27 protein-coding genes are annotated in these 24,860 nt (G+C 62.4%); 11 read left to right on the top strand and 16 right to left on the bottom strand.

The window, feature by feature from the left end:
* Positions 1–58: 58 nt before the first annotated feature.
* From GDH07_RS27765 to GDH07_RS27745, 5 genes are read right to left on the bottom strand one after another with little or no spacing between them, the layout of a single operon-like run.
* On the bottom strand, positions 59–364 hold the full coding sequence (locus GDH07_RS27765) for an STAS domain-containing protein (RefSeq protein ID WP_085596302.1): 306 nt from the start codon (positions 362–364) through the stop codon (positions 59–61).
* Positions 361–1,014, bottom strand: coding sequence for an MlaC/ttg2D family ABC transporter substrate-binding protein (locus GDH07_RS27760; protein ID WP_103325013.1), 654 nt, complete (start codon positions 1,012–1,014; stop codon positions 361–363). The genes GDH07_RS27765 and GDH07_RS27760 overlap by 4 nt, the downstream gene beginning before the upstream one ends.
* A gap of 11 nt (positions 1,015–1,025) precedes the next feature.
* Positions 1,026–1,493, bottom strand: coding sequence for an outer membrane lipid asymmetry maintenance protein MlaD (mlaD, locus tag GDH07_RS27755; RefSeq protein WP_011059277.1), 468 nt, complete (start codon positions 1,491–1,493; stop codon positions 1,026–1,028).
* Positions 1,493–2,290 carry a lipid asymmetry maintenance ABC transporter permease subunit MlaE gene (gene mlaE / locus GDH07_RS27750; protein WP_022642330.1) on the bottom strand — a complete coding sequence of 266 codons (798 nt, stop codon included), beginning with the start codon at positions 2,288–2,290 and terminating at the stop codon, positions 1,493–1,495. Before mlaE ends, mlaD begins: the two co-directional genes overlap by 1 nt.
* A complete protein-coding gene (locus tag GDH07_RS27745; RefSeq protein WP_022642329.1) occupies positions 2,290–3,099 on the bottom strand; it encodes an ATP-binding cassette domain-containing protein in 810 nt (269 codons plus the stop codon). Before GDH07_RS27745 ends, mlaE begins: the two co-directional genes overlap by 1 nt.
* Positions 3,100–3,362: 263 nt before the next feature.
* On the opposite strand from GDH07_RS27745, the gene GDH07_RS27740 reads away from it, so the two are divergent.
* The 10 genes from GDH07_RS27740 (at position 3,363) to GDH07_RS27695 (ending at position 10,469) form a co-directional block, all read left to right on the top strand.
* Positions 3,363–4,337, top strand: a complete 975-nt coding sequence (locus GDH07_RS27740; RefSeq protein ID WP_031320905.1) for a KpsF/GutQ family sugar-phosphate isomerase — start codon at positions 3,363–3,365, stop codon at positions 4,335–4,337.
* Positions 4,338–4,862 carry a KdsC family phosphatase gene (locus tag GDH07_RS27735; protein ID WP_022642327.1) on the top strand — a complete coding sequence of 175 codons (525 nt, stop codon included), beginning with the start codon at positions 4,338–4,340 and terminating at the stop codon, positions 4,860–4,862.
* Between the two features lie 10 nt (positions 4,863–4,872).
* Entirely contained in the window at positions 4,873–5,445 is a 573-nt protein-coding gene (gene lptC / locus GDH07_RS27730; protein ID WP_085596309.1) for an LPS export ABC transporter periplasmic protein LptC, read from the top strand.
* Complete coding sequence (gene lptA, locus GDH07_RS27725; RefSeq protein ID WP_053134140.1) at positions 5,432–5,977, top strand: lipopolysaccharide transport periplasmic protein LptA; 546 nt, start codon at positions 5,432–5,434, stop codon at positions 5,975–5,977. The genes lptC and lptA overlap by 14 nt, the downstream gene beginning before the upstream one ends.
* Complete coding sequence (gene lptB / locus GDH07_RS27720) at positions 5,977–6,702, top strand: LPS export ABC transporter ATP-binding protein (protein WP_022642325.1); 726 nt, start codon at positions 5,977–5,979, stop codon at positions 6,700–6,702. Before lptA ends, lptB begins: the two co-directional genes overlap by 1 nt.
* A 182-nt stretch (positions 6,703–6,884) precedes the next feature.
* On the top strand, positions 6,885–8,378 hold the full coding sequence (locus tag GDH07_RS27715) for an RNA polymerase factor sigma-54 (protein WP_152896645.1): 1,494 nt from the start codon (positions 6,885–6,887) through the stop codon (positions 8,376–8,378).
* 159 nt (positions 8,379–8,537) lie between these two features.
* Complete coding sequence (gene hpf / locus GDH07_RS27710) at positions 8,538–8,843, top strand: ribosome hibernation-promoting factor, HPF/YfiA family (protein WP_011059268.1); 306 nt, start codon at positions 8,538–8,540, stop codon at positions 8,841–8,843.
* A 12-nt stretch (positions 8,844–8,855) separates the two neighbouring features.
* Complete coding sequence (gene ptsN, locus GDH07_RS27705; RefSeq protein WP_022642324.1) at positions 8,856–9,320, top strand: PTS IIA-like nitrogen regulatory protein PtsN; 465 nt, start codon at positions 8,856–8,858, stop codon at positions 9,318–9,320.
* A gap of 2 nt (positions 9,321–9,322) precedes the next feature.
* Complete coding sequence (gene rapZ / locus GDH07_RS27700) at positions 9,323–10,180, top strand: RNase adapter RapZ (RefSeq protein ID WP_011059266.1); 858 nt, start codon at positions 9,323–9,325, stop codon at positions 10,178–10,180.
* 16 nt (positions 10,181–10,196) lie between these two features.
* Positions 10,197–10,469 (top strand): HPr family phosphocarrier protein, encoded by a 273-nt coding sequence (locus tag GDH07_RS27695; RefSeq protein WP_022642323.1) that lies wholly within the window; start codon positions 10,197–10,199, stop codon positions 10,467–10,469.
* A 28-nt stretch (positions 10,470–10,497) separates the two neighbouring features.
* Here the strand turns inward: GDH07_RS27695 and GDH07_RS27690 are convergent, their stop codons facing one another.
* From GDH07_RS27690 to pmbA, 6 genes are all read right to left on the bottom strand, one after another.
* Positions 10,498–11,391 carry a ZIP family metal transporter gene (locus GDH07_RS27690; RefSeq protein ID WP_031320901.1) on the bottom strand — a complete coding sequence of 298 codons (894 nt, stop codon included), beginning with the start codon at positions 11,389–11,391 and terminating at the stop codon, positions 10,498–10,500.
* Between the two features lie 30 nt (positions 11,392–11,421).
* Positions 11,422–12,033 carry a superoxide dismutase gene (locus tag GDH07_RS27685; RefSeq protein ID WP_152896644.1) on the bottom strand — a complete coding sequence of 204 codons (612 nt, stop codon included), beginning with the start codon at positions 12,031–12,033 and terminating at the stop codon, positions 11,422–11,424.
* A gap of 1 nt (position 12,034) precedes the next feature.
* Positions 12,035–12,478: a hypothetical protein gene (locus tag GDH07_RS27680; RefSeq protein WP_022642320.1), complete on the bottom strand. Its 444-nt coding sequence runs from the start codon at positions 12,476–12,478 to the stop codon at positions 12,035–12,037.
* A gap of 27 nt (positions 12,479–12,505) precedes the next feature.
* Positions 12,506–13,882 carry a class II fumarate hydratase gene (locus tag GDH07_RS27675; RefSeq protein WP_022642319.1) on the bottom strand — a complete coding sequence of 459 codons (1,377 nt, stop codon included), beginning with the start codon at positions 13,880–13,882 and terminating at the stop codon, positions 12,506–12,508.
* Positions 13,875–14,270, bottom strand: coding sequence for a hypothetical protein (locus GDH07_RS27670; RefSeq protein WP_053134134.1), 396 nt, complete (start codon positions 14,268–14,270; stop codon positions 13,875–13,877). Before GDH07_RS27670 ends, GDH07_RS27675 begins: the two co-directional genes overlap by 8 nt.
* Before the next feature lie 164 nt (positions 14,271–14,434).
* On the bottom strand, positions 14,435–15,781 hold the full coding sequence (gene pmbA / locus GDH07_RS27665) for a metalloprotease PmbA (RefSeq protein WP_152896643.1): 1,347 nt from the start codon (positions 15,779–15,781) through the stop codon (positions 14,435–14,437).
* A 108-nt stretch (positions 15,782–15,889) separates the two neighbouring features.
* On the opposite strand from pmbA, the gene yjgA reads away from it, so the two are divergent.
* The gene (gene yjgA / locus GDH07_RS27660; RefSeq protein ID WP_022642316.1) at positions 15,890–16,411 is read left to right on the top strand and encodes a ribosome biogenesis factor YjgA; all 522 of its coding nucleotides are present in this window, start codon (positions 15,890–15,892) and stop codon (positions 16,409–16,411) included.
* Between the two features lie 56 nt (positions 16,412–16,467).
* Here yjgA and tldD read toward each other — a convergent pair whose 3' ends face one another.
* The 5 genes from tldD to GDH07_RS27635 all read right to left on the bottom strand — a co-directional run bounded on the left by tldD (position 16,468) and on the right by GDH07_RS27635 (position 24,824).
* Positions 16,468–17,910, bottom strand: coding sequence for a metalloprotease TldD (gene tldD, locus GDH07_RS27655; RefSeq protein WP_031320895.1), 1,443 nt, complete (start codon positions 17,908–17,910; stop codon positions 16,468–16,470).
* A 26-nt stretch (positions 17,911–17,936) separates the two neighbouring features.
* The gene (locus GDH07_RS27650; protein WP_152896642.1) at positions 17,937–18,776 is read right to left on the bottom strand and encodes a carbon-nitrogen hydrolase family protein; all 840 of its coding nucleotides are present in this window, start codon (positions 18,774–18,776) and stop codon (positions 17,937–17,939) included.
* A gap of 58 nt (positions 18,777–18,834) precedes the next feature.
* Positions 18,835–22,638, bottom strand: coding sequence for a YhdP family protein (locus GDH07_RS27645; RefSeq protein WP_152896641.1), 3,804 nt, complete (start codon positions 22,636–22,638; stop codon positions 18,835–18,837).
* A 75-nt stretch (positions 22,639–22,713) separates the two neighbouring features.
* Positions 22,714–24,171: a ribonuclease G gene (gene rng, locus GDH07_RS27640; RefSeq protein WP_022642312.1), complete on the bottom strand. Its 1,458-nt coding sequence runs from the start codon at positions 24,169–24,171 to the stop codon at positions 22,714–22,716.
* 56 nt (positions 24,172–24,227) lie between these two features.
* Positions 24,228–24,824, bottom strand: coding sequence for a Maf family protein (locus GDH07_RS27635; RefSeq protein WP_152896640.1), 597 nt, complete (start codon positions 24,822–24,824; stop codon positions 24,228–24,230).
* Positions 24,825–24,860 lie beyond the last annotated feature (36 nt).

The following is a 24,860-nucleotide window of genomic DNA, read 5'->3' as shown; positions in this document are numbered from 1 at the left end:
CCTGCGAACCCCGCATAAGCAGGACTCTGACGGGGGGCTTTGCGTGACCCTGTGGCGACTAGGGCTGCGCGAGGATCTCGGTCACCCCGGACACCTCGGCGATTTCCTTCATGCCGTCCGGAAGCGCATGCACGCTCACGGCCTTGCCCAGCGCCTGGGCGTCACGCATGAAGGCCAGCAACAAGGCCAGGCCGACACTGCTGGAGCGCTCTACCGCCGAGCAGTCGAGCACCAGCGCCGGGGCCTGGCTCGACTTGATCAGCGCCTGGCCCTGCTTGCGCAGGCCCGGGCCGCTGCGATAGTCCAGCACGCCGCTGATCAACAGCTCCCCGGCGGTACCGAGGCGTACGCCCGCCTCGCTCATTGCTCGGCCTTTGGCGCGGCGTTGTCGGTAGCTTCCTTGGCCTTGGCCACTTCGCCGGCCCAGCCGTCGATGGTCTTGTCCAGGTTGTTGCCGTTGCGCTGCATGGCATCGGCGAACTGATCGCGGAACAGCTTGCCGATATTGATGCCATTGATGATCACGTTACGAATTTTCCACTCGCCGCTGATCTTCTCCAGGGTGTAGGACACCGGGTAGATCGCCCCGTTGTTGCCCTTGACCTGCATGTCGACGCTGGTACGGGTACCGCTTTCATCCTTGGGAGGAGAAATGGTGATGCCCTGGTTGTTGTATTCCAGCAGCGCGTTGCCATAGAACTGGATCAGGCTGCGCTTGAAGTTCTCCTGGAAGCGCGCCATCTGCTCCGGGGTGGCCTTGCGCGAATACTTGACGGTCATGATGCTGCGGGAGATGCCATCGGCATCCACCGCCGGGCCGACAATACCGTTCAGGGAGTTGTAGAAGTCGTTCGGGCTTTGCTTGTACTTCTCTTTATTGGCGGCAAGATCGGCCAGCAGGCGGTTGGTAGTGTCCTGCACCAGGTCATGGGCGGAGGTCGGGCTCGCCGCATTGGCCAGCAACGGCAGCGCAGCGAATAGCACCAGCAGGCCACGTCGCAAGATAGAAATCATCGAAAAACTCCTCATTTGGCGTCTTTGCTAACGGTATTGAGCAGGAATTTACCGATCAGGTCTTCCAATACCAGCGACGACTGGGTGTCGTGGATGGTTCCACCATCCTTGAGCAGGGCCTCTTCCCCACCCACGCTGATACCGATGTATTTCTCACCCAACAGGCCAGCAGTCAGGATAGATGCAGTGGAGTCGGTCGGCAGGTTATCCACGCGCTTTTCCAGCTGCATCGTCACCCGGCCAGTGAAGCTGTCGCGGTCCAGATCGATTGCCGTGACCTTGCCGATGGTCACCCCGGCCATGGTCACCTTAGCTCTGACCGTCAAACCGGCGATATTGTCGAAATAGGCATAAAGTTTATAAGTATCGGTGCTCGCGGTCGGAGACAAGCCACTGACCCGCAGGGCAAGCAACAGCAAAGCCAGGATGCCGGCCAGCAGGAAAAGGCCGACACCGATTTCCAGGGTGCGGTTTTGCATCAGAAATCTCCAAACATCAAGGCGGTCAGAATAAAGTCCAAGCCCAGTACGGCCAACGAGGCGTACACCACGGTCTTGGTAGTGGCACGGCTGATCCCCTCTGAGGTGGGCTCACAGTCGTAGCCTTGGAATACGGCGATCCAGGTCACTACAAAGGCAAAGACGATGCTCTTGATCACGCCATTGAGCACGTCACTGCTGAAATTCACGCTGTTCTGCATGTTCGCCCAGTAGGAGCCTTCATAGACTCCCAGCCAGTCGACGGCCACCCACGAGCCCCCCCAGATACCCACCACGCAGAAAATCATGGCCAGCAGGGGCAAGGAGATGAAACCGGCCCACAGGCGCGGGGCGATGATGTACTTGAGCGGATCGACACCGATCATCTCCAGGCTGGAGAGCTGCTCGGTGGATTTCATGTTGCCGATCTCGGCGGTCAGTGCCGAACCGGCGCGCCCGGCGAACAGCAGCGCGGTGACTACCGGCCCCAGCTCGCGCAGCAGAGTCAGGGCGACCATCTGGCCTACCGCCTGCTCCGAACCGTAGCTGGAGAGGATGTTGAAGCCCTGCAGCGCCAGCACCATGCCGATGAAGATCCCCGACACGACGATGATCACCAGGGACATGACGCCCACTGAATGCAGTTGCTTGACCAACAGGCCGAAACCACCGCCGATGCTGCCGCGACCGAGCAGCGCATGGAACAGGAACAGGGTGGAACGCCCCAGTACCGCCAGGACATCGATGCCTGAGCGACCGAAGAGGCGAATCCTCTCGATTAGCGATATCTTGCGCATCAGCGCTTCCCCAGAAGATCTGCGCGGTAGTCCGGCGCTGGAAAGTGAAACGGTACCGGGCCGTCGGGATCGCCCTTCATGAATTGCCGGATACGCGGATTGTCGGAGTCCATCAACTCGGCAGGAGTTCCCTGGCCCAACACCTGGCCATCACCCACTACATAGAGGTAGTCGGCGATGCTCGCGGTTTCCGCCAGGTCATGGGACACCACGATGCTGGTGATGCCCAGGGCATCGTTGAGCAGGCGAATCAGGCGCACCAACACCCCCATCGCGATCGGGTCCTGGCCCACGAAAGGCTCGTCGTACATGAGGATCTGCGGATCCAGGGCGATGGCCCGGGCCAGGGCGACCCGGCGCTTCATGCCGCCTGAAAGCTCATCAGGCATGAGGTCGACGGCCCCACGCAGCCCCACCGCCTGCAGCTTGAGCAGGACAATGTCACGAATCATTTCGTCAGGCAGCTGGGTGTGCACCCGCAGCGGAAAGGCCACGTTCTCGAAGACATCCAGATCGGTGAACAGCGCACCGCTCTGGAACAGCACGCCCATCTGCTTGCGAGCATCGAACAGATCGCTGCGCGAGAGCGTCGGCAGGTTCTGGCCATTGACCCAGACCTCGCCGCTGCTAGGCCGCAACTGCATGCCCATCAAGCGCAACAGGGTAGTTTTCCCACAGCCGGAAGGCCCCATGATGCCGGTGACCTTGCCCCGCGGAATACGGATATCCACGTTATTGAATATGCTGCGCGCACCGCGCTTGAAGGAAACGCCCTTCAGCTCGACCGCGTAAGCGTTGTCGGCACTCATCTAAACTCCTTGCGATGCAGCCTAACACTCGGACGCTAGGCTCTCTCCCGAGAGCACGTGCCCCTGGGCAGGCCGAACTGGCGGCGAACTATATCACTGCTGATGCAGAGCCCCCAAGGCCGAAGCCATGACCGTTCAGGTATAGGACAGGCAAAATCGCCGGATTCTCTGCGCAAGTAGACAAAGGCTGACGAACTTGCGTGAGGGATTCGATCATTACCGCTATAATCGCCGCCTTTTCATCGGGCTATACGATTTCAGACATGAGTCAATCCAGCGACCTGATTCAATCGGCACAACGCACAATTCGCCTCGAAATCCAGGCAGTAGAGAGCTTGCTGCCCCATATCGACGCAGATTTCGTTCGTGCTTGCGAGATGATTCTGGCCAGCAAAGGTCGAGTAGTAGTGGTCGGCATGGGCAAGTCCGGGCATATCGGCAACAAGATCGCCGCCACCCTGGCCAGCACCGGCACCACGGCGTTCTTCGTCCACCCGGCCGAAGCCAGCCATGGCGACATGGGCATGATCACCCGCGACGATGTGATCCTCGCCCTCTCCAACTCCGGCTCCACCAATGAAATCGTGACCCTGCTGCCACTGATCAAGCGCTTGGGCATCCAACTGATCAGTATTACCGGCAACCCTGATTCACCGCTGGCCAAAGCCGCCGACGTCAACCTCAACGCCCATATCGAACATGAGGCCTGCCCGCTGAACCTGGCACCGACCTCCTCGACCACCGCCGCCCTGGTCATGGGCGATGCCCTGGCCGTGGCGCTGCTGGAGGCGCGCGGCTTCACCGCCGAAGACTTCGCCTTCTCCCACCCTGGTGGTGCACTGGGGCGTCGCCTGCTGCTGAAGGTCGAAAACATCATGCATGCCGGCGAACAGCTGCCCCAGGTCCAGCGCGGCACCCTGCTCAAGGACGCCCTGATGGAGATGAGCCGCAAGGGCCTGGGCATGACCGCTATCGCCGAGGCCGACGGGCGCCTGGCCGGGGTCTTCACCGACGGCGACTTGCGCCGCACCCTGGACCGCAACATCGACATCCATCACACCACCATCGATGAAGTCATGACCCTGCGCGGCAAGACCGCACGCGCCGAAATGCTGGCAGCCGAAGCCTTGAAGATCATGGAAGACAATCGAATCAACGCACTGATCGTGGTGGATAACGAGGATCGCCCGATCGGCGCCTTCAACCTGTCCGACCTGCTGCGCGCGGGAGTGATGTAAATGAACGACGACCTGCTGCAACGCGGCAAGCACATCAAGCTGGCGGTCTTCGACGTCGATGGCGTGCTGACCGACGGGCGCCTGTACTTCCTCGAGGATGGCAGCGAATTCAAGACCTTCAACACTCTCGACGGCCAGGGCATCAAGATGCTCATGGCAGCCGGAGTACAAACCGCCATCATCAGCGGTCGCAAGACGCCAGTAGTGGAGCGCCGGGCCAAGAACCTGGGAATCCCTCACCTGTACCAGGGCCGCGAAGACAAACTGGTGGTATTGGACGGGCTTCTCGCCCAACTGGGCCTAAGCTATGAACAGGTCGCCTATCTGGGCGATGACCTGCCCGACCTGCCGGTGATCCGCCGCGTCGGCCTGGGCATGGCGGTCGCCAACGCGGCCCCGTTCGTCCGCGAGCATGCCCACGGCACTACAACGGCACGGGGCGGCGAAGGCGCTGCCCGCGAGTTCTGCGAACTGATCCTGCATGCCCAGGACCGCCTCGAAGCAGCCAACGCTGCTTATTTATAGGGTCCCACCGATGCTGAGCAAAAAGATTCGCAACATCCTGATCTTCGGGACCATCGCCCTGCTGTTCGCGGCGGTCGGTTACTGGAACATCAGCCCTGAGCGGTTTCTCGACAAGCCAGTGGTGCAGGTCGATGAAAGCGCCATCGACTATTTCGTGATCAACGCCCACAGCGTGCAGTACCTGCCCGATGGCAAGCTGCAGTACGAGATGACCTCGGACAAGGTCGAGCACGTCAAGGCCAGCGAAGTGACCCTGCTGACCAAGCCTGACCTGCAGATGTATCGCGGCACCACCTATCCGTGGCATGTCCAGAGCGAGCGTGGCGAGGTCAACCCCGATGGCACCGAAGTCGAGCTGATCGACTCCGTCCGCGTGGCCCGAACCGACGAGAGAAATCGCAACCTGCTGATCACCACCAGCCGCATGACAGTATTCCCGCAGAAGCAATATGCGCAGACCGAGCAAGCCGTTAGAATCGACGGCGCCGACGGCGTGACCACTGCCAAGGGAATGAAAGCGTATTTGAAAGACGGCAGGATGAACCTGCTATCGAACGTAAGAGGACAGTATGAGGCTCGTTAAAACCCTCCCTATTTTGCTCAGTCTGGGCGCAGCACTGGGAAGCGTGAGCGCCTGGGCTCTGCCGAACGATAGCCAACAGCCGATCCGTATCCAGGCCGATGACGCCCAGCTCGACGACAAGAATGGCGTGGCCACCTACAAGGGCGACGTAATCATCACCCAGGGCTCGATGAAGATCACCGGCAACACCGTGACCATCACCCGGGCCAAAACCGGTGAAATCGACGTAGTGACCTCGGTGGGCAACCTGGCCTACTTCGAGCAACTGCAGAAGCAGACCGATCCGAAGCCGGTCCAGGCCTATGCCGTGACCATCCAGTACCATGCCCAGCAAAACCGCATCGTGCTGATCGACAAGGCCAAGGTCATCAACGACGGCAACACTACCGAAGGCGAGAAGATCGTCTACGACACCGTCAAGCAAGTGGCCAACGCCGGTCGCGCCAACGGCAGCTCGGTTACCGCGCCACGTCCGCGAATCGACATGGTCATCCAGCCGAAAAAGAAAACCGACGAGCAAAAGGCCCAGTAATGGCAACTCTCAAAGCCCAGCACCTGGCCAAGAGCTACAAGAGCCGCCAGGTCGTACGTGATGTCAGCCTGTCCATCGACAGCGGCCAGATCGTCGGCCTGCTTGGCCCCAACGGTGCCGGCAAGACCACCTGCTTCTACATGATCGTGGGCCTGGTCCAAGCCGATCAGGGCCGAGTCCTGATCGACGACCTGGACGTCAGCCACCAGCCGATGCACGGCCGCGCCCGTGCCGGTATCGGCTACCTGCCCCAGGAAGCCTCGATCTTCCGCAAGCTGTCGGTGGCCGACAACATCATGGCCATCCTCGAGACCCGCAAGGAGCTGGACAAGGCCGGCCGCCGCCAGGAGCTGGAAAGCCTGCTGCAGGAATTCCACATCAACCACATCCGCGACAACCTCGGCATGAGCCTGTCCGGTGGTGAGCGCCGTCGCGTGGAAATCGCCCGCGCCCTGGCTACCGCCCCCAAGTTCATCCTGCTGGACGAACCTTTCGCTGGCGTGGACCCGATCTCGGTCGGCGACATCAAGCAGATCATCCACCACCTCAAGGCCAAGGGGATCGGCGTGCTGATCACCGACCACAACGTCCGCGAAACCCTGGACATCTGTGAGACCGCCTATATCGTCAACGACGGACAACTGATCGCCGAAGGCGACTCCCAGACCATCCTGGCCAACGAACTGGTCAAGGAAGTCTACCTGGGCCATGAGTTCCGCCTGTAAGGGCTGAGGTGCTGGACCCATTGCCTGGGCGCTGGGAACGATAAAACCCCACAAACTTTATTGTTACAGCGCTCTAGGCAAACACTTCAGTTTCAGGCATATAATTTGCTTATGTTTGGCGCTCCGGCGCCCTGTAGTGGATGGCGCATGTGCGCCGGCAATTAAGGTGTTAAGCCCCTGCCATGAAACCATCGCTAGTCCTGAGAATGGGCCAGCAGCTGACGATGACACCGCAGCTGCAACAGGCCATCCGCCTGCTCCAACTGTCGACCCTGGACCTGCAACAGGAAATCCAGGAAGCCCTGGAGTCCAACCCGATGCTCGAACGCCAGGAAGACGGCGACGACTTCGACAACAGCGACCCCCTGGCCGACAACACCGAGTCCAAACCCAACACCGAGATCCAGGAACCCTCCTACCAGGAAACCACCCAGACGGTGGACAGTCTCGAGGACGGCGAATGGAACGAACGCATCCCCAACGAGCTGCCGGTGGATACCGCCTGGGAAGATGTGTACCAGACCAGCGCCAGCAGCCTGCCCAGCAGCGATGATGACGAGTGGGACTTCACCACCCGCACCTCGGCTGGCGAAAGCCTGCAGAGCCACCTGCTCTGGCAGCTGAACCTGGCCCCGATGTCGGACACCGACCGCCTGATCGCAGTGACCCTGATCGACTGCATCAACAACCAGGGCTACCTGGACGAAACCCTGGAAGAGATTCTCGAAGCCTTCGACCCCGAGCTGGATATCGAGCTGGATGAGGTCGAGGCCGTGCTGCATCGCATCCAGCAATTCGAGCCGGCCGGCATCGGCGCCCGCAGCCTGGGCGAATGCCTGCTGCTGCAACTGCGCCAGTTGCCGGCGAGAACCCCTTGGCTGGCCGAGGCCCAGCGCCTGGTCAACGACTACATCGACCTGCTGGGCAGCCGCGACTACAGCCAACTGATGCGCCGCATGAAGCTCAAGGAAGACGAACTGCGCCAGGTCATCGAACTGGTCCAGAGCCTCAACCCGCGCCCGGGTTCGCAGATCGAGTCCAGCGAAGCCGAGTACGTGGTTCCTGACGTCATCGTGCGCAAGGACAACGAACGCTGGCTGGTGGAGCTGAACCAGGAATCCGTGCCACGCCTGCGGGTCAACGCCCAGTACGCCGGGTTCGTGCGCCGCGCCGATACCAGTGCGGACAACACCTTCATGCGCAACCAGTTGCAGGAAGCCCGCTGGTTCATCAAGAGCCTGCAGAGCCGCAATGAAACCCTGATGAAGGTCGCCACCCAGATCGTCGAGCACCAACGCGGATTCCTCGAGTACGGCGACGAAGCGATGAAGCCCCTGGTCCTGCACGATATCGCCGAAGCGGTGGGCATGCACGAGTCGACGATTTCCCGGGTGACCACGCAGAAATTCATGCATACCCCACGGGGCATATATGAGCTGAAATACTTTTTCTCGAGCCACGTCAGCACCTCCGAAGGCGGTGAATGCTCGTCCACGGCGATCCGCGCGATCATCAAGAAACTGGTGGCTGCGGAAAATCAGAAAAAGCCGTTGAGTGACAGCAAGATCGCTGGTTTACTGGAGGCACAAGGTATCCAGGTAGCCCGCCGGACCGTCGCCAAGTACCGCGAATCCCTTGGGATCGCGCCTTCCAGCGAACGCAAGCGGTTGATGTAGCCGCCGGGCTGGCCACAGCGTTTCGGAGTGTGCTTGAAACCCGCCGAGCGATGACCGGGCAAGGTAGCCCGATCGATGTGCAGGCTGGTTTCAGACACAGTCTAGGTGGCAGGCAAAACGGCCTGCCGCGTTATGCACTGGCAACGAAGGAGAAGCTGTATGCAAGTCAACATCAGTGGACACCAACTCGAAGTGACTGAACCTCTGCGCGTCTACATCGGCGAGAAGCTCGACCGACTGGAACGCCATTTCGACAAGATCACCAATGTGCAGGTCACCATGGCCGTCGAGAAGCTGAAGCAGAAAATCGAGGCGACCCTGCACATCCACGGTGGGGAGGTCGTCGCCAATGCAGAACATGACGATATGTATGCCGCAATCGACCTGCTCACGGACAAGCTTGACCGCCAACTGAAAAAGCATAAGGAAAAGCAACTCCACCTTCTCCAAGGCACGGGTCGCTGATACTCCCCTCCCATGATCCGACTTGAAAGCATCCTGACCCCCGGCCGTTCCCTGGTGAACGTGCCGGGCGGCAGTAAAAAACGCGCCCTCGAACAAATTGCCAACCTGATCAGCCGTGAAGTGCCTGATCTGGAGATGCAGGACGTATTCGAGAGCCTGATCGCCCGCGAGAAACTCGGCTCCACCGGGTTCGGCAACGGCATCGCTATTCCCCACTGCCGCCTCAAAGGCTGCGAGTCCCCCATCAGCGCGCTGATGCACCTGGACGCTCCGATCGACTTCGATGCCATCGACGGCGCTCCCGTGGACCTGCTATTCGTACTGCTGGTCCCGGAGGCCGCCACCGACGCGCACCTGGAACTGCTGCGTCAGATCGCCAGCATGCTCGATCGCAAGGAAGTTCGTGAGCGGCTGCGCAGCGCCACCAGCAACGAAGCCTTGTACCAGGTCGTGCTGGACGAACAGAACGGTCGGTAACCATGCGTTTGATCATCGTCAGCGGCCGTTCCGGCTCAGGTAAAAGCACCGCCCTCGATGTTCTGGAGGACCACGGCTACTACTGCATCGACAACCTGCCAGCCGGCCTGCTGCCCGAGCTGGCCGAACGCGCGTTGATCCATACCGAGTTGGCGCAACCGCTGGTGGCGGTGTCCATCGACGCCCGCAACCTGCCAAGCCACCTGTCGCGCTTTCCGGAGCTGCTGGAAGAGGTTCGCAGCCGGCACATCCAGTGCGATGTGCTGTACCTGGACGCCGACGAGGAAACCCTGCTCAAGCGCTTTTCGGAAACCCGCCGGCGCCATCCCTTGAGCAGCGCCAACCGCTCGCTGGCCGAGGCCATCCATGACGAGACCCAACTATTGGGGCCGATCGTCGACCTGGCCGACCTCAAGGTCAACACCACCAACCTCAATCTCTACCAACTGCGGGATACCATCAAGCTGCGGCTGTTGAACCAGCCCGAGCCAGGCACTGCCTTCCTGGTGGAATCTTTCGGATTCAAGCGTGGCATGCCGGTGGACGCCGACCTGGTGTTCGATGTGCGTTGCCTGCCCAACCCGTACTGGAAACCCGAACTGCGCGCCCAATCCGGACTGGACGCTCCCGTGGCCGAATACCTGGCTGCGCAACCGGATGTCGAAGAGATGTTCCAGGACATCTCCAGCTACCTGCTCAAGTGGTTGCCACGCTTCGCCGCCAGCAACCGCGCCTACGTGACCATCGCCATCGGCTGTACCGGCGGGCACCATCGTTCCGTGTACCTGACCGAGCGCCTGGGCCAGGTCCTGCAAAAATCCCTGAAGAACGTCCAGGTTCGCCACCGCGACCTTAGCTGAAAGGATCTACCCCGCGATGCCAGCTCTGGAAATCGAGATCATCAACAAACTGGGCCTGCATGCCCGCGCTTCAGCCAAGTTCGTCGGCGTCGCCGGCCAGTTCCCCTGCCAGATTCGCGCTGGCCGGACGCCGGAATCCATGGTCGATGGTAAGAGCATCATGGCCATGATGATGCTCGCCGCCGGCAAGGGCACCAAGATCCATCTCAAGACCGAGGGCGAACAGGAACAGCAAGCGCTGGATGCCCTGGTCGCCTTGATCAACAACTACTTCGACGAAGGCGAGTAAGCCTGCCCGGGAAATGCCCAGCCGGCACTCAGGAGAGTGCCGTGTCCATTACCATCATCAGGCAGAAGCCGATACACAAGCCAAGACTGGCAAGCTTTTCGTGACCATTGCGCCGGGACTCGGGGATCACCTCATGAGTCACCACCAACAGCATGGCTCCGGCCGCCAGGGCCAACCCCAAAGGCAACAGCACCTGTGCCAAGCTCACCAGCCAGGCACAAAGCAGGGCGAACACTGGCTCTACCAGGCCAGAAGCAGCGCCGATCAGGAACGCCCTGACTCGCGACATTCCAGCACCTGCCAACACCAGAGCGATCACCAGCCCTTCCGGCACATCCTGCAGCGCGATACCCATGGCCAGGCTATCCGCATCGGCCATGCCGCCGCCGGCCGACACTCCGACCGCCATGCCTTCGGGAATGTTGTGGGCAATGATGGCGAAGACGAATAACCAGATCCGCGGTGCGATGACTGGATGCTCCGGCGTGCCCACCAGGGTCTCCGAACTGCCGCCGGAAATCTTCAGGTCCACCAGGAACAGGCCGAGGGCACCCAGCATGATCCCGGTACAGACCAGGCCACTGGCGCCCCAGGCCGACAGTCCCAGCTCCTGGGCCGCTGCGATGCCCGGCACGATCAGCGAAAACGCCGTCGCCGCCAACATCACTCCGGCGCCAAAGCCAAGCAAGGTATCACTCACCGCGATCGGCATCTTGCGGATCACCAGCACCGGCACCGCTCCCAGCGCAGTGCCCAAGGCGCAGATCGCGCCGCCCTGCAAGGCACGCAACAAACGCGGTTCCAGGTTCAGCCAGTTGAGCCCCTGAGCCACCAGCAATGCGGTACCCGCCAACAGCAGCAGCGAACCGAAGGCATAACGAAACATCCGTCCGCTGCTGATCGCCAATGTCTCTGTGCCCATAGTCGACCTTATTTATTATCCAAGGAAAAATCAGGCCATCGCGGCGTGGTAACGCTGGGCGACTTCTGGCCAATTGATCACGTTATAGAAGGCATTGATGTATTCGGGCCGGCGATTCTGGTAGCGCAGGTAGTAGGCGTGTTCCCACACATCCAGGCCAAGAATCGGTGTATTGCCATTCATCAGCGGACTGTCCTGGTTACCACTGCTCTCCACTACCAGGGTTTTCTCCGGAGTCACGCTGAGCCAGGCCCAGCCGCTGCCAAAACGGGTCAGCGCGGCCTTGGTGAAAGCCTCCTTGAAGCTCTCGAACCCACCCAAATGCCGGTCAATGGCCTGTGCCAGTGCGCCATCGGGCTTGCCCCCGCCAGCAGGCGTCATCACCGCCCAGAACAGCGAATGGTTCGCGTGCCCGCCGCCCTGGTTGATCACCGCGGCACGCAACCCCTCCGGCAACTGCTGGATGCTCGCCACCAGTCTCTCCACCCCCCACTCGGCCCATTCGGTACCTTCTATCGCCGCGTTGAGGTTGTTGACGTAGGTCTGGTGGTGCTTGGTGTAGTGGATTTCCATGGTCTGCGCATCGATATGCGGTTCCAGGGCATCGTATGCATACGGCAGAACAGGCAAGGTAAAGGACATGTCAGTGCACTCCATGAGAGGGGCTGCCGTGCCTATCCGCAGACAGGCACTCAATGTTGTTGTCCAGCAAGCGGTGGGAACGGGGATATGCGCCGTGCTCACCGATGAAATTGAGCAGCTCGAGGTAGGTCTTGCTGCTTTGGCGCAAGGCCGCTTCACGCAGCGCCAGGGGCAAGCGGTTGTCTTGCATGGTCTGCAACAACCGCTGGTGGATAGCGCAGAGATATTCCGCGCTCTCCTCCGGCTGGTTCAGGCGTAAATGCAGGTCCGCCAGGTTGTGGTGGGAGATCACGCAGGCCGCCACCGCTTCGTCGGCATCAGGCCAGCGCTCGAACAGCACCTGGGCCAATGCCAGCGCTTGCAGGTAGAACTCACGGGCATCCACCAGCTCATCCTGCATGAACAGGCGATTGGCCCTTTCAATCGTGCGTTTCCAGTGCTCCATGATCGACCTCCAAAGCGCTAACGGGGGTTACACGCCACCTGCGGTGAGCTTCTCCGGATCCAACAGGACCTCCAGCTGGCTGCGCGACAGATCGGTGTGTTCAAGTGCCACATCGATCACCGGACGCCCCTGCTTGTAGGCGGTCTTGGCGATCTCCGCGGCCTTCTGGTAACCGATGATCGGGTTGAGGGCGGTCACCAGGATCGGGTTGCGCGAGAGCGCTTCCTTGAGCTTCGCTTCATTGACCTTGAAGCTGGCGATGGCCTTGTCTGCCAGCAGGCGGCTGGAGTTGGCCAGCAACTCGATACTGCTCAGCAGGTTCTGGGCAATGATCGGCAGCATTACGTTGAGCTCGAAGTTACCCGACTGCCCGGCCACGGTAATGGCGCTGTCGTTGCCGATCACCTGGGCCGCCACCATCGCTGTCGCCTCCGGAATCACCGGATTGACCTTGCCAGGCATGATCGACGAACCAGGTTGCAAGCCCTCCAGCTCGATCTCCCCCAATCCGGCCAGTGGTCCCGAGTTCATCCAACGCAAGTCGTTGGCGATCTTCATCAGCGAAACCGCCGTTGCCTTCAGTTGCCCGGAGACGGTTACCGCGGTGTCCTGGGAGCCGATCAGGGCGAACAGGTTCTTGCCAGGGGTGAACTGCACCTGGGTCAGCTCGCTCAGTTGCCGGCTGAAACGCGCGGCGAACTCCGGATGCGCGTTGATTCCCGTACCTACCGCAGTCCCCCCCTGGGCCAGGGCCTGCAGGCTCGGCAGCAAATCCTGCAGATGCGCGATGTTGGCCTTGAGCTGCTGTGCCCAGCCCTCCAGCACCTGGCTCATGCGTACCGGCATGGCATCCATCAGGTGGGTGCGGCCGGTCTTGACGAACGAGTGCACCTCCAACGCCTTGCGCTCGATGACCTCGACCAGGTGCACCAAGGCTGGCAACAGTTGCTCATGCAAGGTCAGGGCGGCACTGACATGGATGGTGGTGGGAATGATGTCGTTGCTGCTCTGGCCACAGTTCACATGGTCATTGGGGTTGACCACCTCGCCCAGCAACCGGCTGGCCAGGGTCGCCAGCACTTCGTTGGCATTCATGTTGGAGCTGGTACCGGAACCGGTCTGGAACACATCCACCGGGAAGTGCTGCATGAAGTCGCCTTCCAGCAGCCCCTGGGCGGCATCGACGATGGCCTTGCCCTGGGACTGGCTGATCTGGCCCAGCTCGACGTTGGCCCTGGCCGCCGCGGCCTTGGCCAGGATCAGCGCCCGGATGAAAGCCCGCGGCATGCGCTGCCCGCTGATAGGAAAGTTATCCACCGCACGCTGGGTCTGCGCGCCATACAACGCCTGCTCCGGGACCTGCAACTCGCCCATGCTGTCGCGTTCGATACGGGTATTACTCATCGGGAAATCCTTGCACCAGTTCAATCAGGGGAATGGAAGGCAACAGCGAACAGGTCGCCAGTCGCCAGGCATGGCTTTGCCAGCGCTTGAGCCGGCACTTGCACAACGACAACCGCTCCATATCGCGCAGAGGTCGCCACGCCTGGTCCAGGCACAAGCTGCGCCAGTGCCAGGGCAACGCGGTATCGGTCGCGGTATCGATCAACAAACGGAAGGAGGTTTCGGCAACGGTCCAGGCGGATATGGCCGTGCAACAGGCCAGATATCGCCCCTCGGCCAGGTAATGCTCGATCAGACGGGGTTCGTCCGGGTCCAGTGCGCAACGGATCTGGCGGCTCATCCAGCGCCAGCTTTCAAGGTAAGGCTGCTCGTGCAAGGCAGAACTCATGACCTGGGCTCATTGAATAATGATTTTCATTATTAAATGATATTGAGAATCAAATCAATCTGGCTTGTACAGGTTTTGTCCAGCTCCTGCACCGCCATGGAAATGCCAGGCATAAAAAAACGCGCCACCCAAAGGGCGGCGCGTTCTGAAGACACAAACGATGATCAGCTGCCAGCGACGGTCATGCGTTCGATCAGTACCGAGCCGGTGCGGATGTTGCTGCGCAGTTCCAAGTCATTACCCACGGCCACGATCTGCTTGAACATGTCCCGCAGGTTGCCGGCAATGGTCACCTCCTGCACCGGGAACTGGATTTCACCATTCTCGACCCAGAAACCGGCGGCACCGCGGGAATAGTCGCCGGTGACCATGTTCAGGCCATGGCCCATCAGCTCGGTGACCAGCAGCCCTCGACCCATGCGCCGCAGCAAGGCGGCATGGTCTTCATCGCCATGGGTGACGAACAGGTTGTGCACCCCACCGGCGTTGGCGGTGCTCGGCATACCCAGTTTGCGCCCCGAATAGGTGCCAAGCACATAGGACACCAACTCGCCATCCTTGACGAAAGGCTTGGCGTAGGTGGCCAGGCCGTCGCCATCGAAGGCCGAGCTGCCCATGGCGCGCAGAAGGTGCGGACGCTCGTCGATGGTCAGCCATTGCGGGAACAGTTGCTGGCCCAGGGCGCCTTCCAGGAACGAAGACTTGCGGTACAGGTTGCCGCCGGAAATCGCCCCCAGGAAGCTGCCGAACAGACCACCGGCCAACTCGGCGGAAAACAGCACCGGCACTTCGCAGGTAGGCACCGGGCGAGCGCCCAGGCGACTGGCGGCACGTTGGGCGGCGCGCTGGCCGATGCTCGCCGGATCCGCCAGCAACTGGCCCTGGCGATTGACGTCATACCAGTAGTCGCGCTGCATCTGGCCATCGGCCTCGGCGATCATCACGCAGCTCAGGCTATGACGGGTAGAGGCGTAGCCACCGATGAAGCCATGGCTGTTGCCATATACCCGGCAACCCTGGTGGGTGTTCAGGGTAGTGCCGTCGGCATTCTTGATTCGCGCATCGGCAGCGAACGCCGCCGCCTCGCAGGCCAGGGCTTGCTCGATGGCCTGCTCGGGAGTGATGTCCCAGGCATGGAACAGATCGAAGTCCCGCACCTCGCTAGCCATCAGGGACGCATCGGCCAGGCCCGAGGCCTCGTCCTCGGAAGTGTGCTTGGCGATCGCCAGGGCCGCGGCCACGGTTTCACGGATAGCGTCCGGACCACTGGCGGAGGTGCTGGCCGAGCCCTTGCGCTGGCCTACATAGAGGGTGATGCCAAAGCCCTGGTCGCGATTGAACTCCACGGTCTCCACTTCCCGCTGGCGCACCGAGGTCGACAGTCCCTGTTCCAGGGATACTGCCACTTCACAGGCACTGGCTCCCTGGCGCCGCGCTTCGGCGATGATCTGCTCCACTTGCTCCTGCAGGGCCGGCAAAGCTTGTGGGCCGACGCTTTGTGCTGCACTCATGGTGTTCTCCACTCAAATTCTGCTTTCGATTAAGGCCGGCGAGCGACCGGGCCGGACAAGCGGCCCTCGACTGGTTATCATGGCGGCGTTTCTTTGCGGACTGCCACCATGGTTGATTCTTACGACGACTCCCTCGATGGGGAGAAAAGCAAAACCCAGGTCAAACGCGAGCTGCATGCTCTGGTTGATCTCGGCGAGCGCCTTACCACTCTCAAACCCGATCTGCAGGCCAAACTGCCATTGACCGACGCCCTGCGCCGGGCCCTGGCGGAAGCCCCCAAGCATGTCGCCCATATCGCCCGTAAACGCCACTTGCAATTCATCGGCAAGCTGATGCGGGACCAGGACATCGACGCCATCTTGCAGTTGCTCGATCAACTCGATGCCTCCACCCGGCAGTACAACGAACGCTTCCATAACCTGGAACGTTGGCGCGATCGCCTGATCGCCGGCGGCGACGACGTGCTGGACAAGTTCGTCAGCGAGTATCCCGAGGCCGATCGCCAGCAACTGCGCTCGCTGATCCGCCAGGCCCAGCATGAGGTGGCCCATAACAAGCCCCCTGCCACCAGCCGCAAGATCTTCAAGTACATCCGCGACATCGACGAGACCCAGCGCGGCCTGCGCTGAGCCGCTCCGGCTGGGCCGCCCAGGCAGCCCAGGCAGCCCAGCCGTCCCTTGCCCAATCACGCCCCTGTGCCACCCACCGTGATCGCATCGATCTTCAAAGTTGGCTGGCCGACGCCTACCGGTACGGACTGCCCGTCCTTGCCGCAGGTGCCGACGCCACTGTCCAGGGACAGGTCGTTGCCCACCATCGATACCCGGCTCATGGCTTCCGGGCCATTGCCGATCAGGGTCGCCCCCTTGACCGGCGCGGTGATCTTGCCGTCCTCGATCAGGTACGCCTCGCTGGTGGAGAACACGAACTTGCCGCTGGTGATATCCACCTGGCCGCCGCCGAGGTTGGCGCAGTAGATGCCCTTCTTCACCGAGGCGATGATTTCCGCCGGATCGCTTTCGCCACCCAACATGTAGGTGTTGGTCATGCGTGGCATCGGCAGGTGTGCGTAGGACTCGCGGCGACCGTTGCCGGTGCGCGCCACGCCCATCAAGCGCGCGTTGAGCTTGTCCTGCATGTAGCCCTTGAGCACGCCGTTCTCGATCAACGTGGTGCACTGGGTGGGAGTGCCTTCATCGTCCACGCTAAGCGAGCCACGGCGCTCGGCCAGGGTGCCGTCGTCGACGATGGTGCACAGCTTGGAGGCGACCATCTCGCCAATCCGGCCGCTGTAGGCCGAACTGCCCTTGCGGTTGAAGTCGCCCTCCAGGCCGTGGCCCACGGCTTCGTGCAGCAGCACCCCGGACCAACCGGAGCCCAGTACCACGGGCAAGGTGCCGGCTGGAGCCGGAATCGCTTCCAGGTTGACCAGCGCCTGGCGCAGCGCCTCGCGGGCGTAACCCATGGCCCGGTCCTCGCTGAGGAAATAACGGTAGTCGGTACGCCCGCCACCGCCATGGCCACCGCGCTCGCGCCGGCCGTTCTGCTCGACGATGACGCTGACGTTGAAGCGCACCAGCGGCCGTACGTCCGCCGCCAAACCACCATCGGTGGAAGCCACCAGGATCCGTTCCCAGACCCCGGCCATGCTCACGCTGACCTGCTGGATACGTGGGTCCAGGGCTCGGGTCGCAGCGTCAACGCGCTTGAGCAGTTCGACCTTCTCGGCACGACTGATGACCTCCAGCGGATTGTCCGGGGCATACAGTTGTGCCACGTCCTGGGTAGAAAACGCCTGCACCTTGCCGTTCTGCCCGGCCCGGGAAATCGAACGCGCCGCGCGAGCGGCCTGGCCCAGGGCCTCCAGGGTGATGGCGTTGCTATAGGCAAAACCGGTCTTCTCGCCGGACTGGGCGCGCACCCCGACACCCTGGTCGAGGTTGAAGCTGCCTTCCTTGACGATCCCGTCCTCCAGGGACCAGGACTCGGAGATCTGCCCCTGGAAGTACAGGTCGGCAGCATCGATGCCCGGACCTGCCAGGTCGCCCAGCACGCCTTGCAGGCTTTCGATGGTCACGCCGCCAGGGGCTAGAAGATGTTCACTGACTGAGGACAACAACCCGCTCATATGCTTTGGCCTTAAATTCGTCGTACTTATGCAAGCCGTTGAACGCCTTGCGAGAAAATGCGCCGGTGGCTGAACACCGGCATCCGCGCCCGGATGGACGCCTGTTCGCTGCTGTCACGCTCGGCCAGCAGCACGCCTTCGCCCTGCTCCTGCTCGGCCAGCACCCGCCCCCAAGGGTCGACGATCGCCGCATGCCCGTAGGTCTCGCGGGGGCCGGGGTGCACTCCGCCCTGGGCCGCCGCCAGCACGTAGCACTGGGTCTCGATGGCCCGGGCTCGTACCAGCACCTCCCAATGGGCGGCCCCGGTCACGGCGGTAAAGGCCGAGGGTGCGGTGATCAGCTCTGCCCCGGCAGCGCGCAATTCGCTGTAGAGCTCGGGAAAACGCAGGTCGTAGCAGACTGTCAGCCCCAAACGCCCCACCGGCGTATCCGCCACCACCACCCGGTTCCCATGAGCATAGTCATCGGATTCGCGATAGCGCCCGCGATTGTCCGCCACGTCGACATCGAACAGGTGCAGCTTGTCGTAGCGAGCCACCACTTGCCCCTGGTCATCCACCAGTAGCGAGCAGGCATTGGATTTGGCCTCGGGCTGGTCCTGGGGTGGCAACGGCAAGGTACCGGCGACTATCCATAACCTGAGGTCGCGGGCGGCCTGTTTCAACCAGGGCAGGATCGGACCTTCGCCCAGGGCTTCGGCACGCCCGACGGCGGCCATGTCCCGGCGGCCCATGGCGGCGAAGTTTTCCGGCAGCACCGCCAGCTTCGCCCCGCCGGCAGCGGCTCGCTCCAACAGGCCGCGAGCCTGTGCCAGATTGGCCAGCACATCGCTCTGGCTGACCATTTGAATCACCGCAAGGGACATGGCGAACTCCATATTGGGTAGAGCGCCATGCTACTCCATGGACGCAAGCCGCAGATGCTCAAAACGGCTTGTCGAAGGTGATCTTCGGCTCTTTCCACGGCCCCTTGACGTTGTACTTGACGCTGGCGAACCGCGCCACGCGATCGCCGATCAGCTTGTCGATCAGGAACAGCGCGCCACCCACCGCCGGCGCCCCGACGATCAGGGCGGCGATCGGCAGGTTGTTGGTCACCGGCAGGGTCACCAGCAGCTTGGCGTCCACCCGGTCGGCCACCATGTCCAGGGTGCCGTTGAGCTCCAGGTTGCTCGATGGCCCGGTGAGCGCGATGGGCTCACGGGTGACATACACCCCGTTGCTGGCCGCCAGCACGCCCCGTACCCGGTCGTAGCTCAGGCCCTTGCCGAACAGGTCGGAGAAGTCCAGGCGCAAGCGCCGGCCAATGGAGTTGAAATTGAGCAAGCCGAATACCCGCAGGGCCTGGGCGCCGCCCTCGACCTCGACGAACTGCCCCTTGTTCAGGGTCGCATCGAGGCTGCCGGAGAAACGCTTCAAGCCAACCCAGGCCGGCGAACCGGGCCAACGGCCATCGACGTCCAAGTGAAAGTCCTCGCTGGTGACGGTAGGGGCAAAGCCCCAGCCCTTGAGTACATCAGCCAGGTTCTTGCCGCCGATGCGTCCCCGGTACCAACTGCTGCTGGCACCCGCCTGCCCCTCCCAGCCACCCTCGCCTTCGAGCAACATACCCTTGAGTCCAAGGTTCAAGCCATTGAACGACATGCCCTTGGGTGTAGGCCGGACCTTGAGCGCCCAACGGCCAATCAGGTCCGGGCCCTGGAACAGCTGGGCAATGGAGATGTCCAGCGGCGGCACATTCTTGGGATCCACCGATGCCAGGGGGTCAGGGGCGTTTTCATCGGCCTGGACCGTCGGGTCGACAGCCGGCAGGCGGACGTACTGCATGTCGATGGCCATGGGCGCCGCCTTGGCATCGGGAATACCGACATTGCCCTTGGCCTGCTGGCTATCGATCTGCAGCTCCCAGGCGCTGGACTTGCGGGTCAGCAACAAGTTGACCTGGTCCAGGGTGCTGCCGAAGGCCGTGAGCTTGCCGACCTTGAAGTCCGCACTGCTGAGCAGCTGCTTGGCGCTGCCTCCTGGGTCTTGCCCGGCATAGCGGTCGGCCAGGGCCTTCCAGGGCTCGACATCCAGCTCCGACAACACGCCTCGCACCCGCAGGCCCTTGACCGTCGGCAACTGGGCTTCGCTGCCACCGAGGAACAACTCCCCCCGGCCTTCGGCGAACTTGCCATTGGGGGCGGCGAAGGTGAAGCCCGCCAGGTCGCCGTAACTGAACCAGTAGCGACGCTCGGCACCTTGCAAGGTCATGCGAAACACGCTGTTGCGCCCGGTATTGGCGGACATGCCGAATGGTGCCGGCAGGTCCACCGCGGCGCCCTTGAGGCTGGAACTGACCATCAGCTGGCTATCGGCGCCATCGAGGTTCAGCTGCAACTGGAACGGCAACTCGCCAGACACCGGTAATGGCTGGCTGACCTGCAACCAGTCGGTAAGCTTCTTGACCGCCACCTGTCCCTTGGCCACCACCCGGGTATTGAGCTTGCCGGCGCGGCCATCGGCGAAGATCTGCGCCGTCAGCGGCCGCTCGAATGCCTGGGCACTGATCCCTTCGCCACTCAAGCCCTTGGCGCTGTCGAAGCGGAAGTCGCCCTTGAGCTGGGTCAGCTCCAGCGGCGGTTCGCTGAGCTTGAGACGGGCCTTGTCGGTCTTGAAATCCACCACGATCTTCGGCTCTTCGCCCTTGGCCAGGGGGATATCCAGGTCCACCTTGCCTTGCAGGTCGCCCTCGCCCTGCCACCCTGCGAAGGTCGAGGCGGTGCCGATCGGAGCCTGCTGGAGGATCTTCAGGCCATCGCCCAGGCCACCGGCAAAATCGCCGTCGATGTACATGTGCGAGCTTTGCCCGTCCGGCGCATGGGGGATGTTGACGAACACATCGTGCACCTTGGTATCGAGCAACTGGCCCTTGCTGGCGACGATGCGCACCCGGCTGCCTTCGATGAACACGTCGCCGTTGACCTTGGTCAGGTGCGGCCAGCCCGGCTGGAAGGCCAGCTCGGCATCATGCACCTTGAAGAACAGGCTGATGCTGCGCGCGGCCTCGATGGCGTCGTGGTTCAGCGAGCCCTGGTACTGGAAGAACCCCTGGTCCACCGCACCCTTGAGGATCGCCGTGCGCAGCCATTCATCCACCGCCGGGTTGAGCACCTGGGGCAGGTACTTGGCGGTATAGCGCCCATCGCCGTCCACCAGGCCGACCCGCAGGTCCATGTAGTCTTCCTGGGCATGATCGAAGTGCAGGCGGATCAGGAAGTCGCCGGCGATCTTGCCTTCCTCGCCCAGCACCTTGAGATACGGAGCGATCAGGGTGAAGCCTTCCTGGTCGAGCTTCCAGGTCAGCGTCGCGTTGGCCTGGATGTACTGCCAAGGCTTGGCGAAGATCGGGTACAGGTGCAAGGAGAAGTCCTTGCTGTCCATGCGCAGCTCGCCCTTGCCCAGGTTGCCGCTGATGCTGCCGCTGACGTTACGTGCAGCAGGAGCGCCGTGATAGGCATCGAAACCGACACGATCGAGGTTGGCGGCGAAACTCAGGCGCTCATCGCCCGTGGCCTGGGGCCGGTAGTCCAGCAGTACATTGCGCAGCCCGCCCGTGACCTTCAGGTGGTCGACAGCCGTGGCTACGCCCTCGGGCAAAGGTGCCAGCGCATCGAGGATCGGGGTGATGGGCGCCAGGTCCAGGCGGTCGGCCTGCAGGTGCCAGAGTTCTTCGTTCTGCTCGCCGGTATTGCGCTGTTGCAATTGCAGGCGCGACTCCCAGCGGGTCTGGCCCAGGTTCAAGGCCAGGGAGTCCAACTGCACCTCGAGGCCCTGGGCATTGCGCTGCAGATTGGCGTTGAGCGCCAGGTTCTTCAGGGTCACCGGGGTACGCGCGGCGTAGGCACCGGTCAGTTGCGGTGCATTGAGGCGCAGCGCTGCGCTCTGCACGGTGCGCTGGCCCCAGCTGAGCCATAGCTCGCCGCCGGCCTTGAGCTCCGAGAACTTCCATTGCTGGGTCAGGCGCGGTGGCAGCCAACGCGCCCAGTCGCTCTGCGGCAGGCTCAGGTACAGGTCGGCCTGGGCATCGCGCCAGGCCTCGGCGCGGATCCGCGTGCGCAAGCTCAGGGCCAGGGGCTGGCCGTCCGGCAGGTTCAGGCGCAGGTCCAGGCGTTGGCGGCTGGATCCGCTGCGCAAATTGAGGCCGACATACGACAAGGCGATGGGCTGGTGGTCACGGGGCAACAGGGTGACCTGACTGTCCAGCACCGAGAGTTCCGCCAGTTGCTGCAGGCGCGACAACAGTTGCTCCGGCTCCATGGGCTGGTCTTGCTGCACCGGCAGGCCTTCGAGCTGCCATTGGCCGTCCGCGCCTTCCTTGAAGCTCAGGCTCAGGCCGCTGAGCTCCAGGTGGCCGATCCGCAAGTCGCGGGCCAAGAGGCTACCGAGCATGTCCGGGGCGACGCTGACCCGATCCAGGCGCAGGGCATTGGCGCCCTCGCCCACCATCACGTCATGGGCCAGGAGGATCGGCGACAGGCCGCTCCAGCGCCCCTCCAGGCTGCCGATATGCACCGGCAGGCCGACGGCGTCCTGGACCTTGGCCTCGACCTCGGCCTGGTACTCGGCTACCAGCGGCGTCAGTTCCCGGCCCAGGCTGACGTACAGGGCGGTCGCCACCAGTGCCAGCGTACAGAGGCCCAGTCCCCAGCGGACCAGTGTGGTGAACAAGCGGATCAGCCGCTCCATGTCAGTTGGCTCCCATGGCAAATGTCATGCAAAAAGCTGAAGCCAGCCGTTTCCAATCATGTAGAACACGCGGAATCAGAGCAGCACCACGTCGTATTGTTCCTGGGAATACATGGTTTCGACCTGGAACCTGATGGTGCGACCGATGAAACCTTCCAGCTCCGCGACATTGCCCGACTCTTCATCGAGCAGGCGGTCGACCACCTTCTGGTTGGCCAGTACCCGATAACCTTCGGCCTGGTAGGCCCGGGCCTCACGGAGGATTTCGCGGAATATCTCGTAACAGACGGTTTCCGGGGTTTTCAACTTACCCCGCCCCTGACAGCTGCTGCAGGGCTCGCAGAGTACCTGTTCCAGACTTTCCCGAGTGCGCTTGCGGGTCATCTGCACCAGTCCCAGCTCGGTGATGCCGATGATGTTGGTCTTGGCGTGATCGCGCTCCAGCTGTTTCTCCAGGGTCCGCAACACCTGGCGCTGGTGCTCTTCGTCTTCCATGTCGATGAAGTCGATGATGATGATCCCACCCAGGTTGCGCAGGCGCAGCTGGCGGGCGATGGCTGTCGCCGCCTCCAGGTTGGTCTTGAAGATGGTCTCTTCCAGATTGCGATGGCCGACGAACGCACCGGTGTTGACGTCGATGGTGGTCATGGCCTCGGCCGGGTCCACCACCAGGTAGCCGCCGGACTTGAGCGGTACCTTGCGCTCCAGGGCCTTCTGGATTTCGTCCTCGACCCCGTACAGGTCGAAGATCGGCCGTTCGCCCGGATAGTGCTCCAGGCGGTCGGCGATTTCCGGCATCAACTCGGCAACGAACTGCGTGGTCTTCTGGAAGGTTTCCCGGGAGTCGATACGGATCTTCTCGATCTTCGGGCTCACCAGGTCACGCAAGGTACGCAGGGCCAGGCCCAGGTCCTCGTAGATCACGTTGGGTGCACCGATGGTCTTGATCTGTGCGCCAATCTGGTCCCAGAGCCTGCGCAGGTAGCGGATGTCCATCATGATCTCGTCGGCGCCGGCGCCTTCGGCGGCGGTGCGCAGGATGAAGCCGCCGGCCTCCTGGATTCCCTCCTGGGCCACGCAATCGCTGACCACCTGCTTGAGGCGCTCGCGCTCGGCCTCGTCCTCGATCTTCAGCGAAATGCCGACATGGGCGGTACGCGGCATGTACACCAGGTAGCGCGACGGGATTGACAGCTGGGTGGTCAGGCGCGCGCCCTTGGTGCCGATGGGGTCCTTGGTGACCTGTACCACCAGGCTCTGCCCCTCATGGACCAGGGCGCTGATGCTCTCCACCGCCGTGCCCTCGCGGCTGGAGATTTCCGAGGCATGGATGAAGGCCGCGCGGTCCAGGCCGATGTCGACGAAGGCCGCCTGCATGCCGGGCAGGACCCGCACCACCTTGCCCTTGTAGATATTGCCGACGATTCCGCGACGCTGGGTACGCTCGACGTGGACCTCCTGCAGCACGCCGTTTTCGACCACCGCCACCCGCGACTCCATCGGTGTGATGTTGATCAGGATCTCTTCACTCATGGCAAGGTCTCGTTCGGACGTGTTCATGGAGGGCCGCATGGGTCGGATTGAATGCCTTATTGCGCTGGAACGTCTTGCCAGCAGGAAATGCCGAAATCACCGAGCAGCTCTGCGGTTTCGCACACTGGCAAGCCGACCACGGCGGAATAGCTGCCATTGAGCCCTGCCACAAACACCGCTGCAAGCCCCTGGATCGCATAACCGCCGGCTTTGTCCCGGGGTTCGCCGCTGGCCCAGTAGCGCGTCGCCTCCTGTTCGCTGATCGAGCGCAACCGCACCAGGCTGCGCACCACCCGCGCCTGACTGCGCTGACCGTCGAGCAGGGCGACTGCCGTCAGTACCTCGTGCTCGCGCCCGGAAAGCGCCATGAGCATCTCCAGGGCGTCGGCCTGGTCCCGCGGTTTGCCGAGGATGCGGCCATCGAGCACCACTGCGGTATCGGCGCCCAGGACACAGGCCGTGGAATCGCTGGCCAGTGCCGCGCGACCGGCCGCCGCCTTGCCACGGGCCAGGCGTTCGACATAGGCGGCAGGGGCTTCGGCGGCCAGCGGGGTTTCATCGATGTCCGCGCCGATGACAGTGAACGGCACGCCGATCTGGGTGAGCAGTTCACGCCGACGCGGTGAACCAGAAGCGAGGTAGAGCGGATTCATCAAGACATCTCCCTGTCGAGGTGCGGGCCAATGCCT

Origin of the sequence: Pseudomonas piscis (genome assembly GCF_009380155.1) — a bacterium.
GTDB classification, from domain to species: Bacteria; Pseudomonadota; Gammaproteobacteria; order Pseudomonadales; family Pseudomonadaceae; genus Aquipseudomonas; species Aquipseudomonas piscis.
The sequence above is the reverse complement of the archived record's forward strand: the minus strand, read 5'-3'. Positions and strand labels throughout refer to the sequence as shown.